11 protein-coding genes are annotated in these 17,315 nt (G+C 63.6%); 10 read left to right on the forward strand and 1 reads right to left on the reverse strand.

All coding sequences use genetic code 11. The features are described from left to right. The first annotated feature begins 282 nt into the window (after positions 1-282). The 8 genes from IRI77_RS02330 (at position 283) to IRI77_RS02365 (ending at position 14,261) form a co-directional block, all read left to right on the forward strand. Positions 283-1,572 carry a Glu/Leu/Phe/Val family dehydrogenase gene (locus tag IRI77_RS02330; RefSeq protein WP_194450483.1) on the forward strand — a complete coding sequence of 430 codons (1,290 nt, stop codon included), beginning with the start codon at positions 283-285 and terminating at the stop codon, positions 1,570-1,572. A 697-nt stretch (positions 1,573-2,269) separates the two neighbouring features. Then, positions 2,270-4,876 carry a DNA mismatch repair protein MutS gene (mutS, locus tag IRI77_RS02335; RefSeq protein ID WP_228486562.1) on the forward strand — a complete coding sequence of 869 codons (2,607 nt, stop codon included), beginning with the start codon at positions 2,270-2,272 and terminating at the stop codon, positions 4,874-4,876. A gap of 54 nt (positions 4,877-4,930) precedes the next feature. Next, positions 4,931-6,121 (forward strand): anhydro-N-acetylmuramic acid kinase, encoded by a 1,191-nt coding sequence (locus IRI77_RS02340; protein ID WP_228486563.1) that lies wholly within the window; start codon positions 4,931-4,933, stop codon positions 6,119-6,121. A gap of 214 nt (positions 6,122-6,335) precedes the next feature. Then, positions 6,336-7,601, forward strand: a complete 1,266-nt coding sequence (locus IRI77_RS02345) for an acetamidase/formamidase family protein (RefSeq protein WP_194450484.1) — start codon at positions 6,336-6,338, stop codon at positions 7,599-7,601. A gap of 167 nt (positions 7,602-7,768) precedes the next feature. Continuing rightward, a complete protein-coding gene (locus IRI77_RS02350) occupies positions 7,769-10,021 on the forward strand; it encodes a redoxin domain-containing protein (RefSeq protein WP_194450485.1) in 2,253 nt (750 codons plus the stop codon). 206 nt (positions 10,022-10,227) lie between these two features. After that, a complete protein-coding gene (locus IRI77_RS02355) occupies positions 10,228-10,452 on the forward strand; it encodes a hypothetical protein (protein ID WP_194450486.1) in 225 nt (74 codons plus the stop codon). A 9-nt stretch (positions 10,453-10,461) separates the two neighbouring features. Next, a complete protein-coding gene (locus IRI77_RS02360; RefSeq protein ID WP_194450487.1) occupies positions 10,462-11,433 on the forward strand; it encodes a DUF6976 family protein in 972 nt (323 codons plus the stop codon). 8 nt (positions 11,434-11,441) lie between these two features. Further along, positions 11,442-14,261: a response regulator gene (locus IRI77_RS02365; protein ID WP_194450488.1), complete on the forward strand. Its 2,820-nt coding sequence runs from the start codon at positions 11,442-11,444 to the stop codon at positions 14,259-14,261. On the opposite strand, the gene mtgA is transcribed toward IRI77_RS02365, so the two are convergent. Continuing rightward, positions 14,227-14,922: a monofunctional biosynthetic peptidoglycan transglycosylase gene (gene mtgA, locus IRI77_RS02370; protein ID WP_228486564.1), complete on the reverse strand. Its 696-nt coding sequence runs from the start codon at positions 14,920-14,922 to the stop codon at positions 14,227-14,229. The two genes, IRI77_RS02365 and mtgA, sit on opposite strands and share 35 nt — an antisense overlap. Before the next feature lie 131 nt (positions 14,923-15,053). Here mtgA and gltA point away from each other — a divergent pair, with 131 nt between their 5' ends. Continuing rightward, entirely contained in the window at positions 15,054-16,475 is a 1,422-nt protein-coding gene (gene gltA, locus IRI77_RS02375) for an NADPH-dependent glutamate synthase (protein WP_194450489.1), read from the forward strand. Further along, the gene (locus IRI77_RS02380) at positions 16,472-17,311 is read left to right on the forward strand and encodes a sulfide/dihydroorotate dehydrogenase-like FAD/NAD-binding protein (protein WP_228486565.1); all 840 of its coding nucleotides are present in this window, start codon (positions 16,472-16,474) and stop codon (positions 17,309-17,311) included. Before gltA ends, IRI77_RS02380 begins: the two co-directional genes overlap by 4 nt. The last annotated feature ends 4 nt before the right edge of the window (positions 17,312-17,315 follow it).

The raw sequence follows: 17,315 nt of genomic DNA on the forward strand, positions 1-17,315 counted from the left end.
GGATTGGGGCGGGCCCCCGGCTTGCGCCGGGGGTAAGGCTGGGGGGGAGTTGGGTGTGGGGTTGGGGCAGTGGTTCGGGGAGAGACGGACCGTCCCCGCGGGTTCGTTGGTTTGGGCGGAGTGGTGGGGGCTCGGGACGGGCTTCTGCTGGACTGGCGGGTGACACCCACTGTTGGGAGGTGTTGGTTCTTTACGGTTCCCGGATAATTTGATGCTGATCGGTTGGAGTACCGTACCAACTGATTGAGCGCTAGGGCATAATGGGGGCGGAGGTGATCATCAATGATCCTCGAAGCCACGAAACCTGACAGCGATGCCGCTCTCGACCGGGAGTTTAACCCCTGGCTCGCTGCCGAGGCCCGCTTCAATGAAGCCGCCCTGTTGCTCGGCTTGGACGATGGTCTCCAGAAGGTGCTGCGTTCCCCAGCCCTGGAGATGACTGTCCATATTCCTGTCCAACTCGATGACGGCCGTTTAGAAGTTTTTACTGGATATCGTGTTCAGCATTCGCTGGCCCGCGGGCCGGCCAAAGGTGGGATCCGCTTCGCTCCCGATGTGACTCTGGACGAAGTCAAGGCGCTGGCGTCCTGGATGACGTGGAAGTGCGCCGTGGTGAACATCCCGTTTGGCGGCGGCAAGGGGGGTGTGATTTGCGACCCCGCGATCCTGTCCCAGAACGAACTGGAACGGATCACCCGGCGCTACACGGCTGAGCTGATCGACATCATTGGGCCGGAGCGCGATGTGCCGGCTCCGGACATGAATACGAATGAACAGACGATGGCTTGGATCATGGACACCTACTCCATGCACAAGCGGACGACGGTGACGGCCGTGGTGACCGGCAAGCCCCTGAACCTGGGTGGCTCGCGGGGCCGGGTGGAGGCGACCGGACGGGGTTGCCTGTTCGTCACGTTGCAGGCGCTGCGGAAGTTCCGGATGGATCCGGCGCAGACGAAGGTCGTTGTGCAGGGCTTCGGCAATGTGGGCGGCAAGGCCGCGAAGCTGATGCACAAGGCCGGCATGAAGGTGATCTCCATCATCGAGTGGGACGGCGCGCTGTACAACTCGAACGGGATCGATCCGGAAGCGCTGATGAAGTATAAGCAGGCGACGGGCACGGTGGTCGGGTATCCCGAGGCGGAGGCGATCGACAAGCACGAGGCGATGTTCCTGGAGTGCGATGTGCTGGTGCCGGCGGCCAAGGAGAATGTGATTCACTCGGGCAACGCCGCGAGGATCAAGGCCAAGATTCTTTGCGAGGGCGCGAACGGGCCGACGACGGCCGTGGCGGATAAGATCCTGGAAGAGAAGGGGATTTTTGTGATCCCTGACATTCTGGCGAATGCCGGCGGGGTCACCGTTTCCTATTTCGAATGGGTACAGGACCGGCAGGGCTTCTTCTGGAACGAGCAACTGGTGAACGGGCGGCTGGAGGAGATCATGGTGAACTCCTTTAAGGATGTCGTGGATTACGGGGAGCGCCACAAGGTGCACAACCGGGCCGCGGCGTACATGCTGGCGTTGGACCGGGTGGCGTTTGCGATCAAGCTGCGCGGGATTTACGCCTAGTGATGGATGTTTTGGTTTCCCAGGTTGATTGGTGCGGGGGGCGCGCTTTCGGGCGCGCCTCCTCGCGTGTGGACGGAGGTGTGCGGAAGGTGGACGGGTTAGCCCGTCGCTTACGCTCCGGGACTGGGGGTGGGTGGACAGGTGCCCGCTCGTTGCCGGTCGCGGTTCGCAGTGGGGCGGGGGACGGGTTAGCCCGTCGCTTTCGCTCCGGGACTGGGGGTGGGTGGACAGGTGCCCGCTCGTTGCCGGTCGCGGTTCGCAGCGGGGTAGGGGACGGGTTAGCCCGTCGCTTACGCTCCGGGACTGAGGGTGGGTGGACGGGTGCCCGCTTGTTGCCGGTCGCGGTTCGCCGTGGGGCGGGGGACGGGTTAGCCCGTCGCTTACGCTCCGGGACTGGGGGTGGGGCCTGGGATCGGGTCGCGGTGGGGACCACTCGCTTTCGCTCGTGGTTCGTTGGGGGTAGGTTCAGGTTGGTGGACGGATCGGGTGATGAGCGTGGTTTTGGCTGGGTTCTTCGGGGAGCCGACCAGGGGGTCGGCTGCGGACCAGGGGGTCCGCCGTCCCAGGGGTTGGTATGGCTTACCAGAGGTGAGGGTTGTTTGATTGATTCGAAGTGGTTCGTTCTTCGCCGGACCGGGTTGGAGCGGTCCGGGTGGCGCTCAGTTGAAATGAATTCGATTGCGCGGTTGGGGCTATAGTGGCCGGCGAACCGACTACGCCGCTGATGCGGCAATATCACGCCGCCAAACAGCAGGCTCCGAATGCCCTGATGCTGTTCCGCCTGGGCGATTTCTATGAGCTGTTCTTTGACGATGCCGTGACGGCCGCCAAAGAGCTCGAGATTACGCTCACCTCCCGGAATAAAGAAAAAGGCGAGCCCGTGCCGATGTGCGGGGTGCCCGCGCATGCCGCTGAGAATTACATTGCGCGCCTGATCCAGAAGGGCTACCGCGTGGCCATCTGCGATCAGATGGAAGACCCGCGGCAGACCAAGAAGATTGTGCGGCGCGAGATTACGCGCATCATCACTCCGGGCACTGTGACCGAGGCGGCGCTGCTGCGGTCGCACGAGAACAACTTCCTGGCCGCTGTCGCTTATAAGGGCGACCGGGCCGGGCTGGCTTACGTCGATATCTCCACCGGCGAGTTTCGTGCTACCGAGATGGACCAGGCCGATGCGGCTGCGTCCCTGGAACAGTTGAAGGTCCGGGAACTGCTGGTGCCCGAGGGGTCCGGGAAGGCTCCGGAGGGGCGGTGGGTGAAGACTCCGGTGGACGCGTGGACGTTCACCACCGACTACGCCGAGCAGAGTCTCAAGGACCATTTCCAGTTACTCGTTCTGGATGGGGTCGGGCTCGCGGATAAGCGGCTGGCGGTTTCGGCGGCGGGGGCGATTCTGGCGTACCTGCGGGAGACGCAGAAGTCCGCTTTGGATCACCTGGATCGCCCGGCGTATTTCGACCGGGCCGGGGCCATGCTGCTGGACGCGGTGACGGTGCGGAATCTGGAACTGGTCGAGCCGATGTTCTCGGCCGATTTGGACGCCAAGCGGGATTCCACGCTGCTGAGTGTTCTGGATCTGACACAGACGGGCATGGGCGGGCGGCTGCTGCAGCGGCGCCTGCTGCGGCCGTCGTTGGACCGGGCGGAGATTGAGGCGCGGCTGGATGCGGTGGAGTGGCTGCGGTCGGCTACGGTGGAGCGGGCGAAGCTGCGCGAGGTGATGGGCGGGATGCTCGATGTCGAGCGGCTGCTGTCGCGGATTGCCGTGGGGACCGCGAATCCCCGGGATGCGCTGGGGTTGGGCCGGACTTTGGCTCGGATCCCGCTGCTGCGGCCGTTGCTGGAGAAGGCTACGGCGACGCTGCTGTCTGCGGTGCGCGAGCAGTTGGATGACGTGGCCGAGGTGCGGGACAAGATTCTGGCGGCGATTGCGGATGAGCCTCCGGTGACGTTGAACGACGGCGGCGTGGTGCGGGCCGGGTATAACGCGGAGCTGGACGAGCTGCGGAACCTGGCGAAGAACTCGCGGCAGATCATCGCGGCGATTGAGCTGCGTGAGCGGGAACGGACGGGCATCGGGTCGTTGAAGGTGCGGTTCAACAACGTCTTCGGGTTCTATATCGAGATCTCGAATGCGAACAAGCACCTGGCTCCGGCGGATTACGAGCGCAAGCAGACGCTGGTGAATGCGGAGCGGTTTACGACTCCGGAGTTGAAGGAGCTGGAGTCGAAGGTCCTGGATGCAGAGGACAAGGCGAACGAGCTGGAGCGGGCGATTTTCGCGGAAGTGAGGGCGGAGGCGGCGGCGCAGTCGGGGCGGATCCGGGCTACGGCGTCGGCGGTGGCGGAGATCGATTTCTATTGCTCGCTGGCGCAGGCGTCGCTGGATCACCGGTATACGCGGCCGAAATTTTCGGCGCAGTCGGGTGAGCTGAGGATTGCGGGCGGGCGGCATCCGGTGATCGAGCGGTTGACGGAGAAGGACGCGCAGCGGTTTATTCCGAACGACCTGTACCTGGACCAGGAGAAGAGCCGGATCGCGATCATCACGGGTCCGAATATGGGCGGCAAGTCGACGTACCTGCGGCAGGCGGCGCTGATTGCCGTGATGGCGCAGATGGGTTCGTTTGTACCGGCTACGGAGGCGGTGCTGCCTTTGGTGGACCGGGTGTTTACGCGCATTGGCGCGTCGGATAATTTGGCTCGCGGGCGCAGTACGTTCATGGTGGAGATGACCGAGACGGCTGTCATTCTGAACACGGCTACGTCGAATTCGCTGATCGTGCTGGATGAGATTGGGCGGGGGACCGCCACTTATGACGGGCTGTCTTTGGCTTGGGCTGTGATTGAGCATATCCATGAGCGGATCGGCGCCTATACATTGTTTGCGACGCATTACCACGAGCTGACGGAGCTGGCGGACAAGCTGGACGGGATCCGGAATTTGCATGTGTCGGTGAAGGAAGTGGGCGACCAGGTGATCTTCCTGCGGAAGGTGGAGCCCGGGAGCGCGGATAAAAGTTATGGCATTGAGGTGGCGCGGCTGGCCGCGCTGCCGATGGCGGTGATTGAACGGGCTCGGGAGATTCTGTCGCTGCACGAGAAGACGGAGCATAAGGTCAGTGAGCAGTTGGAGGGTCCGCGGCGGAAGAGTAAGCCGGAGCCGAGTTTCCAGATCCAGTTGTTTGAGCCGGTGGGGTATCAGATTGCGGAGCGGATTCGCGCGCTGGACATTGATAACCTGAAGCCGATTGAGGCGTTGCAGTTGCTGGCGGAGTTGAAGGCAGAGCTGAACGGGTAGGCGGGACGGGTTGGTTTGCGCGGCTCGGATTGCTGGGGTGAGTGAGGTGAAGTCATGAAAGAAGTTCGAAACGGGAAGCCGGAATTAGTGGGAAAGAAGAATGGGGCAGGGATGGTCTGCGCCGGGATCATGTCGGGCACGTCTTTGGACGGGATCGATGTGGCTGTCGTGCGGCGGTCGAAGACGGGCGTCGAGATGCTGGCGTTTCATTCCGTGCCTTATTCAGCCGATGTGCGGGCCGCGCTGCTGAACGTTTCGAATTGCGAGACGCATACGCGGGAGATTGCGCGGCTGAACTTCCTGCTGGCCGAGTTGTACGCCTCCGCGTTTCTGCAGACTTGCAAGAAGGGCAAGATCGCGGTAGAGGATGTCGAGGTGATCGGCTGTCACGGGCAGACGATATTCCACGAAGGCACCGCTGTCGAGTATCTGGGCAAGAAGATTGCTTGTACGCTGCAGATCGGCGATGGGAATGTCCTGGCGGCCCGCACCGGGCGGACGGTGGTGTCGGACTTCCGGCCGGCGGACATGGCGGCGGGCGGCAAAGGGGCTCCGCTGGTGCCGTTTGTCGATTACCTGCTGTTTCATGACGACGATTTGACTCGGGTGGCGTTGAATATCGGCGGGATCGCGAATATTACGTGGCTGCCGGCGGGGCTGGGTCCGGAGAAGGTGGTGGCGTTCGATACGGGTCCGGGGAATATGGTCGTTGACCAGTTGGTCGCACACTACACGCAAGGGAAGCTGATGTTCGACCGGGATGGGGCCATTGCCGAGGAAGGGCTGGTGCATCCGGAGATTGTCGCTGAGCTGCTGACGGATGAGTATTTCTCGCAGCGGCCTCCGAAGACCGCGGGCCGGGAGCAGTATGGGGCCGAGTTTGTGAAGGCGCTGATTGGACGGGGGCTGAGTACTGAGGATACGGTGGCGACGGCTACGTATTTCACGGCGGCGGCGATTGCTGACGGGATTGCGCGATTTGCGGATGGGGAAGAGAATCCGCCTGCCGAGGTGATTGTGGCCGGCGGCGGGGTACACAACAAGACGCTGATGCGGTTTTTGCGGGCGGAGCTGCCGGAGTCGGAGGTGTCGCGGAGCGAGGTGCACGGGATTGATGCGGATGCCAAGGAGGCGGTCGCGTTTGCCGTGCTGGCTTCGGAGACGCTGAAGGGGCGGACTTCCAATTTGCCTTCGGCTACGGGGGCGAAACGGGGGGCTGTGCTGGGGAAGGTTTGCCGGGGGTGAGCTCGGGGGTGGGGGACGTTCACGCCCTGTCCACCTGCGGCGACTTCGTTGTTCCGAACAGTTTGCGTTTTGGGACAGGGGATGAACGTCCCCGCCTCGGGGAGAATCTGGGCGGACGGGTGTAACCGTTGGCGGGGTGCGGTCGTATTCATTCCAGTTGGTCTGGACACCCGGTTGGATGCCCGGGTTGCCTGCGAAAGGATGAATCCTCCCTATGAAATGGACGCTCCCGCTGGTCCTGTTGCCTACCCTGGCCTTTTCCGCCGATCTGACCGGCACCTGGCAGTTTGTGCTGGTGCGATTTGGCGATGAGTTCGGCGCCGCGCGGGTGGAATTGAAATCCGAGGACTCGAAGGTCACCGGTACGCTGAATGAGCTGAAGCTCGCGGGAACGTCGGAAAGCGATTCCGTGAAGATCACCGCGATGCGGCCCAACGGGAAGCCTTTCGGCGTGCTGGAGGGCCGGGTGACCGGCGATGAGATGAGCGGGACCATCACCCAGGGGTCCGATCAGTTTGGCTGGAAGGCCCGGCGGGTGAAGTTGGAGGAGCGCGGTCCGGTGACGCGGTCGTTTGAGCCGGTGAAGTTTCACCGGGTGTTCTCGGGCGCGATTGAACCGGTGATGCGGCTGCAGCCTGGCGATTCGGTGAGTACGTGGGCGGTGGATGCCGGCGGGACGGATCCGAAGGGGGTGCGGCGGTCGCTGGGCGGGAATCCGCAGACCGGGCCGTTCTATGTGGAAGGCGCGATGCCGGGCGATACGCTGGCCGTGAAGTTCAACAAGATCCGGCTGAACCGGGATACGGCGGGGAGTGGGGACTCGATTGTGGGCAGCGCGGTGACGCCAAACTATCTGCGCGAGGCGAAGCGGGATGCGGAGTTCGATTCCGAGTGGAAGCTGGACCGCGCGGCCGGATACGCGATGCTGGCGAAGCCGACGGAGCGGCTGAAGAACTTCAAGGTGAAGCTGCGGCCGATGCTGGGGTGCGTGGCGGTGGCTCCTGCGGCGAACCAGGCGTTCCGGACGGGGTATCCGGGCTCGTTCGGCGGGAATATGGACTACAACGGGCTGCGCGAGGGCGTCACGGTGTATCTGCCGGTGAATGTCCCGGGGGCGCTGCTGTTCGTGGGCGATGGTCATGCGGCGCAGGGTGACGGGGAGCTGACCGGCGATGCGCTGGAGACCTCAATGGACATTGAGTTCACGGTGAATGTGATCCGGGGGCAGGGCACGCAGGCTCCGAGGATGGAGGATGCCGAGTGGCTGATGGCCTCGGGGATCGCCAATTCATTGCCGGAGGCGCTGCAGCAGGCGACGACCGAGCTGGCCCGCTGGCTGGAGCGGGATTACAAGCTGAGCTCGAATGAGTCGGCGGTTGTGCTGGGGACGTCCGTGCGGTATGACATCGCGGAGGTAGTGGATCCGCTGGTGCATATCGTGGCCAAGGTGAGCAAAGAGACGCTGTCCGGGCTGAAGTAGAGGCCTCGGGGGTGGGCCTCGAGGGTGGGGGACGTTCACGCCCTGTCCACCTGCGGCGACTTCGTTGTTCAGAGCAGTTTGCGTTTTGGGACAGGGGATGAACGTCCCCTCCGGATGACCGTCCCCTTCGGGTGATTGCGGCTGGTGAAGCTATACTGACTAGCAATATGGCTTACCGGGATGCCTGGATCGTGGCGGCTTTGCTCTGTCCTTTGGCCTCAGCCCAGACGCTGAGTCCTTCCGATGCTTACAAGTCGGGGCACTCCGCGCATGGTGCCGCTTTCGACAGCGGGCCGCGCCAGAAGCCGTGGCCGATGACCGGGATCGGCACTGCCCATTTTCCCATTACCACCAAGAACCCTGAAGTCCAGAAGTGGTTCGACCAGGGCAATGCGCTGCTGCATTCGTTCTGGTTCTATGAGGCCGAGCGGTCGTTCCGATGGTGCCTGAAGCTGGAGCCCGAGAATGCCATGGCGTACTGGGGGCTGGCGGTGGCCAATGCGGACCGCCGCGCCGGAGGCGGCAACCGGCCGGCCGACTTCATCCGGGAGGCGGCCAAACGCAAGGGCAGCGTGACGGAACGCGAGCGGCTGTATATCGAGGCGTGGGAGGCCATCCTGGTCCCGGATCCGGTCCACACCGTTGCTGACGCCAAGAACGACGACGATAGCGCCTACCAGGCGCAGCGGGCCGCTCATATCAGGAAGCTGGAAACTCTGGCCGTGAAGTATCCCGACGATATGGAGGCGCGGGCGTATCTGGCGCTGGCCACTCTCGGCGATGCCCGCTATGCCACCGAGATGATCATTCGCGAGATCCTGGCCAGGCAGCCGATGCATCCCGGCGCGCATCACTACCGGATCCACAATTGGGACTATCACGAGCCGGAGCAGGCGCTGGTGAGCTGCCGCGCATATACAGACGCGGTGCCCGCGATCGGTCATGCCCAGCACATGCCGGGACACATCTACAGCATCGTCGGGATGTGGGACGAGGCGGCGATTTCAATGGACTCCGCCACGCGCGTCGAGAAACAGTATATGCGCGACAGCCTCACATTCCCGTTCAACAACTGGAACTACGGGCACAACCGGAATTACCTGTCGTACATCCAGGAGCAGTTGGGGATGACGGAGGCTGCCCTGTTTGGCGCGCGGCAGTTGATCGACGCTCCGCTGGATCCGAACGACAATAACGAGATTCCCAACAGCAGCCATTCCTATGGGCTGCAGGCTGCCGCTCGCGTGCTGCTGAAGTTTGAGCGCTGGGACGAGCTGCTGGACTCGAAGCTGATCCCGTGGCGCGACATCCCGCGGGAGAAGGCGTCGAAGGCGTACTTCGAGACGCGCGCCTATCTGGGCAAGGGCAGGATCTCCGAGGCGGAGACGAAACTGGCTGAGCTGCCGCCGCTGCGGAAGGAGTTTGAGAAGGACAATTTCCGGCTGCGGATCTTCGATACTTATGTGCTGGAGCTGCGCGCGCGGATCGCGATCGCCAAGGGCGAGACGATCTTCGGGATTGGGTTGCTGGCGGATGCGGCGGAGAAGGAGTTCGCGCTGCAGCGTGAGTACGCCGACCCGCCGTTCTATCCCGAGGCGCTGTATAACGCGCTTGGCGAAGCTTATCTGGCGGCGAAAAGCCCGCTGCTGGCCGCACAGGCGTTTGAGAAAGACCTGACGCTGGTTGCGAACGACATCTTCGCGCTGTCAGGACTGGTGCGGGCGTATGCGGCGCTGGGGGAGACGGCCAAGGCCCAGAACGCCATGGCCCGGCTGCTCTTCGAGACTCGTCATGCCGATGCGGGGCTGAAACTACTGGAGCAGGCGAAGGCTACGGGGATTACAGCGGTGCCGCGCGACTCGTCGCCGGGTCCGCAGCGGGAGTATACGCGGATCCCGCTGGAGTCGTATGGGCCGGCGAAGTGGGAGCCGTATCCGGCTCCGCGGCTCGAGGTGAAGGATGCTTCAGGAAAGAGCGTTTCTCTGGAGCAGTTCAAGGGCAAGAACGTGATCCTGGTTTACTACCTGGGGCAGGAGTGCCCGCACTGCATGAAGCAGTTGAGCGACCTGGGGAAGAAGAAAGACGACTGGGAAGGGCTGGAGACCGTGGTGCTGGCGGTGAGCAGCGCCGAGCCGTCGAAGAACAAGGGCGGGCTGAAGGAGTACGGTGAGCTGGCGGTGCGGCTGCTGTCGGACTCCACGCATGAGAACGCGCGGCGCTTTCACTCGTATGACGATTTCGAGGACATGGAGCTGCATTCGACGCTGCTGATCGACAAGAAAGGCCGTGTGTACTGGGGCCGGCTGGGCGGGGATCCGTTCACCGACATGGCTTTCCTCGAGAAGCAACTGGGGCGGATGAACGAACTGGTGGAAGCCGAGGGGAAGAAACGGGCGGCCAGCCTGACTGCCCAAAAATAGGGGTGCGGCGGACGGATGGGGAGGGTGAACGCGGGGACCGGTCGAAACTGTTCATTTTCATACGGATGGGGTGGATGGAAGCCCGGGGCTGCGCGGCCCGGGCGTCCTTGGCGGAGGCATGGTTCCACGGGTACTTCACGCTCCCTCCGAGAAGCCCTACTCTTTTCACTCACATTGGTCGATAAACCGAATGACCAGAGGGTTTGATGATCCCACCAGCTGAGCATCCCTGTTGGAAGCAACTCGTCACGGGTGCAAGAGAGCTGCGTTCCAACAACCTCTCGTTCAACATGCTGCTGTTCACCATCAGGCTGCGGTACAAGGGCGACTCTTCGGATGAGCAACTGGAAGAGCTGGGCCGGCATGTCCGCGAGTTCTTCGTCAAGTTCGAATCCCTGCTCGCAGCCGAACTGGCCGCTTTGGAGAGTTAAGAGAAGTCCATGCTCCAGACCATCGCTGAAGTTTCCGAGGAAATCAGACAAGGAACTCCGCTCCTGCTGGCCGGCAACGAACAGGCGCTGCGGGCGTTGCCGCAGGGTGACTGGATCGGCGGGACGACTGCTTACTTCATGGAGCTCGAGGGGGGCGTCTGTTCCCGCGACCGTGTTTTCGTAACGCGAGTGCCCGCCTGTGCGAAGGGTGCCCGGATCGTCAGTCACTCCGCTGAAAGTCTGCCGCGATTGCTGGAAGATGCCGCGGATAACGGGTATACGGTGCTGATCCTGCCGTCCGGCAGCGCGGTGCACGCCGGCTATGCGCGGGGTGCGGCCCACTATCCGGGTATGTTCGTAAAGCCGGTTGTGGGGTGGGTTTCCGGCTCGTCGCTGGACGGCGCGGCCAGGCTCAGCCCGAAGGTGATCGATGGCAGGACGGGCGAGTGTTCAGAGGATCGTGCTGTCGCGATGCATATCGACCTGCCGCCGGGCAAGCTGGCTGAACTCGATATTGTGAATGTGTTCCGGCCGGGCACCGGAGCCGGCCTGCGGTTTCCCCATACCGGGTTCCAGACCAACTCGTGTGTGGTGGGCGGAGAGACTGTTCCGTTCGCGCAATACCTGGACAGCCGCCACGCCGACATGCGGCTGCCGCTGACGGCCGATTACAACGGTTCCATCGTCAATGTCAGCATTGAGTCCGTCGACACCCAGACCGGCATGGTGAAGTTCTTCGCGCCTGTCTTCGAGGGAGTGGAGTACAAACTGGCGGCGCCGGTGCCCGGCTACAGCCACGCGTTCGACGGCCTGCTGGAGGATCGCGGCGAGACGGCGTTCGCCTGCAACTGTGTGCTGAACTACCTCTATTGCCATCTGGAGGGCCGTGCGGCCGGCACGATCACCGGTCCGGTCACCTACGGCGAAATCGCCAACATGCTATTGAACCAGACGCTGGTCCGACTTTTCATTCGAGGCTGACATCGCCGATGCACGATGCGGATCTATCCCTGAACGAACAACTGCTGCCGGGGCGGGCCCAGGACGAGGCGTGGTCACTGCAACTGCGCCAGTTGGGCAATGCCAATGCCGCCTGGCTGCAGGAGTCCATCGAGGCGGCGGCGGTCGGCTTTGCGCTGATCACGCTGGACACGACCCGGTTTATCCGAACCAACCGGTTTATGTCGACGCTCAGCGGCTATTCGAGTGAAGAGCTGGTGAGCTTGTCTCCGTGCGATCTCATCCACCCCGGGGACGCGGCGGCGGCGTCCGGCCAGCACCAGCGGCTGATTTCCGGCGAGATCAGCGAGTTCACGACGGAACGGCGGTGGGTTCGCAAGGACGGCGGGGTGATCTGGATTTACGCCAAGATCTCCATGGCTGTGAATGCGGACGGTGCGCCGGAGTACTTCATCCTGGTGGCCGAAGATATCACCCGGCTGAAGCTGTTGCGGGAAGAGCTGCTGGCCAACCGAGAGCAACTGCGGCTGATCCAGGCCGCGACCGGCGTGGCCACCTGGGAGATCGACCTGGGGCGCGAGGAGATGTGCTCCTCGCCGGAGATGATACGGATCAGCGGGTTGCCGGCGCCCAGAACGCCACGCGCCGAGGCATTGAGCACGGTCCATCCCGACGACCGCGCCATTCTCGACGAGACATTCAGCCTGGCTATCGAAAGCGGCCAAAACGTGGTTCTCGAGTACCGGGTGATCCTGCCGAAGCAGGGGATCCGCTGGCTCTCCACGCACTGTCACGTGTTGCCCAATCCGGCCGGCGGGCCTCCGCGGGTCATGGGCGTGTCCCTCGACATCACTGAGCGGAAGGAAGCTGAGCTCCGGCTGGAGCGCAGTGAAAAACGCCTGCGGCGGCTCATCGACCGGCTGCCGGCGGGTGCGATTCACTTCGAGGCCGGCGCGCTGCAGCTGAATCGCGCGGCGCAGCGCATGCTTGGCCGGACTCCGGAGGACCTGGAAGCCGTTGCCCAGGCGTTCGCCCAGGCGGAAGATCTGGCTCCTATCGATGAACTCGCTCCGGGCGAGCAGCCGCGCAGCGTGGCCACGATCCTGCGTCCCGACGGGACCCAGCGCGTGATCGAGTTCAGCGGCTACTCCGATGAGGACATCCAGGTCTGGCTGCTGCATGACATTACCGCCCTGCGGCAGGTGCAGGAGGAGTTGGAGAAGGCCAAGGAGGCGTCGGAAGCCGCCAGCCGCGCCAAGAGCGAGTTTCTGGCCAACATGAGCCACGAAATCCGGACGCCCATGAACGGCGTCATCGGCATGACGGAACTGCTGTATTCGTCCGAGTTGCAGCCGGAGCAGCGCGAATACGTCAGGATCGTCAAGCGCTCGGCGGATTCGCTGCTGACGCTGATCAACGACATCCTGGACTTTTCGAAGATCGAGGCCGGCAAGCTGGACCTGGATTCAGTGGATTTTGCGCTGAGCGAGACGATTCACGACGCCCTGCAGCCGCTGGCCCTGCGGGCCGACGAGAAGGGCCTGGAACTGCTGTGCCAGATGGCGCCCGGCGTACCGGAGTATGTGCAGGGCGACCCGACGCGTCTGCGCCAACTGCTCACCAACCTGGTGGGCAACGCGATCAAGTTCACACCGGCTGGAGAGGTTCAGGTCTCGGTGGCGGTGGAGGCCAGTCAAGCCGGCTCCTGGGACCTGCACTTCCGCGTGAAAGATACCGGGATCGGGGTGCCGCTGGATAAGCAGCAGGCCATCTTCTCGGCGTTCAGCCAGGCGGATGCTTCCACGACCCGGAAATACGGCGGGACCGGGCTGGGTCTTTCGATCTGCGCGCGCCTGGTGCAAATGATGCAAGGACGCCTGTGGGTGGAGAGCGAGCCCGGCAGCGGCAGCACGTTCCATTTCACGGCGCGCTACCTGCACCCCAGCGACACGGCGTGCAATTCCACGACCATGAATCCGGCCTGCCTGCGCGGCAAGCGGATCCTGGTGGTGGACGACAATGCCACCAACCGGCAGATCCTGAGCGAGACGCTTGCCGGTTGGGGGATGCTGCCCGAGTTGGCGAGCAGTGTCGAGGAGGGCGTGGCAATTCTACAACCGGCGGAGCCGCATCCGCTGCCGCTGTCCCTGGTCCTTACTGACTGCCATATGCCGGTCCAGGATGGGTTCGCGCTGCTGGAGCATATCAGGAGCTCGCCGGCCTTGGTGCATCTGCCGGTGATCATGTTGACGTCGGGCTATCAGCAGAGAGACCGCAAGCGGGGACCCTCGTCCGGATTAGCGGCGCTGCTCACCAAACCGGTACCGAATCACGCATTGCTCGATGCGCTGCTGGGGGCCGTGTGCGAGTTGCAGATGCGGGCCGCGGCCGCCAATCCCGGAAGGGTGCAGACTTTAGCGCCGGCGCGCCGGCTGAAAATCCTGCTGGCCGAGGACAACGCCATCAACCAGCGTGTCGGCACGGCGCTGTTAGGCCGCCTGGGCCACACGGTGGAAGTGGTGGAGGACGGACTGCAGGCGGTGGCGCGCGTGCATGCCGGCGACCTCGACGTCATCTTCATGGATATCGAGATGCCGGAGATGGACGGCTGGGCGGCATCCAAGGCGATCCGCCAGTGGGAGAACGGCAATGGCCGGCGGATCCCAATTGTGGCCATGACCGCGCATGCGATGTCCGGCTACCGGGAACTATGCCTCGCCGCGGGAATGGACTCGTACGTATCCAAGCCGGTCAGCCTGGAGGCGCTGGCGCGCGCATTGGAAGAGGTTGTGCCACGCGTGGCACGGCCCGCCGCTAACGTCCCAACTGCCCCATCCGAGTCAGAATGATGGCCGAGTAGCGGTCCATGCGGGCGGGTGTGCGCCGCAGCGGGCTGGGCAGGATGGCGGCCAGGCGCGCGCCCTGATCGCGGGTGATCTTCGCCGCATTCGTATGGTAGTGATACTGCGCCGCCGCTTCGGCTCCAAAGACACCAGGGCCCCATTCGCAGACGTTCAGGTAGAGTTCGAGGATCCGCTTCTTGCCCAGGATGAGTTCGGCCAGCGGGGTGATGGTGAACTCCAGGCCTTTCCGGATGGCCGATGCGGTGGTCGTAAAGAACAGATTCTTGACGAGTTGCTGGGAGATGGTGGAGGCGCCACGAATGCGCCGGTCTTCCATGCCGTCCTCGACCGCGTCCTTGATCTGGTCCCAATCGAAGCCGTGGTGCTGGTAGAAGCGCCCGTCCTCGGCGGCGATGACGGCCCACTGGAAGTTCGGTGAGATGCGGGCCAGCGGGACGAAGGTGTAGCGCTTCTGATATTTCCCCTTCCTGAACCAGGATTGGACGCGGCGCTGCGTTTGGACTCCGGTGGAGGGGGGATCGATGAACCGCAAGCCGGCCAAAGCCAGCACGATGAAGGCGTAGAAGCCCAGGACCAGATAGAGGAACCAGACCATCAGGCGCCGGAAGCGGAACCGGCCGCCACGAAGCTTGGGAACTTTGGGCACCGCTACCCAGGATAGGGGGTAGGGCCCGGTGGACGCCAGACATGAGTGGCGGACGCGCGCCGCCCGGGTGAGAGCGATATGCCCCAGTTCCCTATATCGGACTTTGGCATCTTGATTGCTTAGTTCCCGGCATGGCCGCGCCGCCGCTGAAATACAAACCCAATCCAAAAGCTCCCAGACAGGCTTTACCTCTTCTGGATGCACAAGTTAGGGCCCGCACCGCGGAAGAGGTGGCCTTGGGCTTCACGCCGGAACAGGTGAGTGTAGAGGCGCAGCGGTGCCTCCAGTGCGCCAAACCAACCTGCGTCGAGGCGTGTCCTCTGCATATCGACATCAAGCGCTTCATCGCCCGCCTGGCCGAGAACGAGTTCCAGGCGGCGCATGATGTCATCAGCGAGCAGAGCCCGTTCCCAGGAGTTTGCGGCCGTGTCTGCCAGCACGAGCTGTTCTGTGAAGACGCCTGCATCGTCGGCCGGAAGTGGGATCCGGTGGCCATCGGCAGCCTGGAGCGCTTCGCGGCGGACCACGCGCGGTTGCGCATGCAGGAACTGGCCACCAGCTATCCCAAACCGACGGGACCCAAGGTGGCGCTGGTGGGCAGCGGCCCGGCTTCGCTGATCGCCGCGTACGACCTGATCCGCTGGAACTACCAGGTGACGATCTTCGAGGCGCTGCACAAGCTGGGAGGTGTCCTGGCTTATGGGATCCCCAACTTCCGCCTGCCGCGCGAGATTCTGCGGGAAGAGATTGCCCGGCTGCAGAACATGGGTGTCGAGTTCGTGGTCGATTTCATTGCCGGCAAGACCGCCTCGCTGGCAGAGCTGATGGAAGAGGGCTACCAGGCCATCTTCATTGGTACCGGAGCCGGGCTGCCGCACATGATGGGTATCCCGGGCGAGAACCTGGTGGGCGTGTATACGGCCAACGAGTTCCTGACCCGCATCAATCTGATGGAAGCGTTCAAGTTTCCGGATGCGCCGACGCCGGTCCGGGTGGGCAAGCGCACGATTGTGGTGGGCGGCGGCAACTCGGCCATGGATGCGGCGCGTTGGGCCAACCGGATGGGCAGCGAGACGACGATCCTCTACCGCCGCGGGCGGGTCGAACTGAAGGCGCGGCTGGAAGAGATCGAGCACGCGGAAGAGGAAGGGATCAAGTTTGAGTTCCTGGCCGCTCCGGTGGCGCTCTACGGCGACGAGAACGGGTATGTGAAAGAGATCGAGTGCATTCGGATGGAGTTGGGCGAGCCGGATGAGAGCGGGCGGCGCGCTCCGGTGCCGATTGAGTCCAGCCGGCACAGGATTGCGGTGGATACGGTGGTGGCGGCGATCGGCCAGGCTCCGAATCCCACGCTGCAGAAGGTGACGCCGCAGTTGATCACGCGGCGCGGCCGCATCCTGATTGACGAGCACGGCGAGACGTCGATGGCCCATGTGTATGCGGGCGGCGATGTCGTGCGCGGCGGATCGACTGTCATCCTGGCCATGAAGGACGGCCGGGCGGCCGCCCAGGCCATCCATAACGCCCTCAGCGGCACTCCGGAGGTGCAATGATGAATCGCGTCCTGGCGAAAAGGGAGCTGGCTCCCCTGGTGACCCTGCTGGAGGTGGAAGCGCCGCGCATTCAACGGCGCTGGAAGGCCGGGCAGTTCATCATCATAAGGCCGCTGGAGACGAGCGAGCGGATTCCCCTGACCATCGTCGATTCCAATGCCGAGCGGCAATCCATCACGATGGTGATCCAGGCGATCGGGAAGACGACAAAAGAGGCCGTGTCGCTGGAACCCGAGGCGCTGATGTGCGACCTGGTGGGGCCGTTGGGCGAGCCGGCCACAATGAGTAAGGGCAAGAATGTGGTGTGCATGGCGGGCGGAGTGGGCGTGGCGGAGCTGCTGCCCGTGGCGAAGGCGTTCCACCAGGCCGGGAACCGGGTGACGGCGCTGTGCGGGGCACGCTCAGAGAATTACCGGATCCTGGATGCCGAGCTGAAAGAGGCCGTGGACGAGCTGCATTGGGCGACCGATGACGGCAGCTTCGGCTTTCATGGCAACGTCGTGCAACTGTTGAACAGCCTGGCTGGGCCGGACACCTTCCAGGAAGGGCACGTGATCGGGCCGATTCCGATGATGAAGGCGGCGGCCGAGGCGACGCGCGGTTGGGGGCTGAAGCTCCACGCCAGCCTGAATCCGGTGATGATCGACGGGACGGGCATGTGCGGCGGGTGCCGTGTGACGGTGGGCCACGAAGTGAAGTTCGCGTGCGTCGACGGCCCGGAGTTTGATGCGCACCTGGTGGATTTCGACGAGTTGACACGGCGGAACCGGGCTTACCGGGAGATGGAGCAGGAGTCGCTGAACCACAAGTGCCGGGTGGGCCTGGATATTCACTAACGGA

It is taken from the genome of Paludibaculum fermentans (assembly GCF_015277775.1).
In the GTDB taxonomy this organism is placed as follows: domain Bacteria; phylum Acidobacteriota; class Terriglobia; order Bryobacterales; family Bryobacteraceae; genus Paludibaculum; species Paludibaculum fermentans.

What these genes read in the sequence shown, in the direction of transcription:
- IRI77_RS02330 (WP_194450483.1), top strand. Translation starts at nt 283, where the DNA reads ATGATCCTCGAAGCCACGAAACCTGACAGCGATGCCGCTCTCGACCGG.
- IRI77_RS02340 (WP_228486563.1), top strand. Translation starts at nt 4,931, where the DNA reads ATGAAAGAAGTTCGAAACGGGAAGCCGGAATTAGTGGGAAAGAAGAAT.
- IRI77_RS02345 (WP_194450484.1), top strand. Translation starts at nt 6,336, where the DNA reads ATGAAATGGACGCTCCCGCTGGTCCTGTTGCCTACCCTGGCCTTTTCC.
- IRI77_RS02350 (WP_194450485.1), top strand. Translation starts at nt 7,769, where the DNA reads ATGGCTTACCGGGATGCCTGGATCGTGGCGGCTTTGCTCTGTCCTTTG.
- IRI77_RS02355 (WP_194450486.1), top strand. Translation starts at nt 10,228, where the DNA reads ATGATCCCACCAGCTGAGCATCCCTGTTGGAAGCAACTCGTCACGGGT.
- IRI77_RS02360 (WP_194450487.1), top strand. Translation starts at nt 10,462, where the DNA reads ATGCTCCAGACCATCGCTGAAGTTTCCGAGGAAATCAGACAAGGAACT.
- IRI77_RS02365 (WP_194450488.1), top strand. Translation starts at nt 11,442, where the DNA reads ATGCACGATGCGGATCTATCCCTGAACGAACAACTGCTGCCGGGGCGG.
- gltA (WP_194450489.1), top strand. Translation starts at nt 15,054, where the DNA reads ATGGCCGCGCCGCCGCTGAAATACAAACCCAATCCAAAAGCTCCCAGA.
- IRI77_RS02380 (WP_228486565.1), top strand. Translation starts at nt 16,472, where the DNA reads ATGATGAATCGCGTCCTGGCGAAAAGGGAGCTGGCTCCCCTGGTGACC.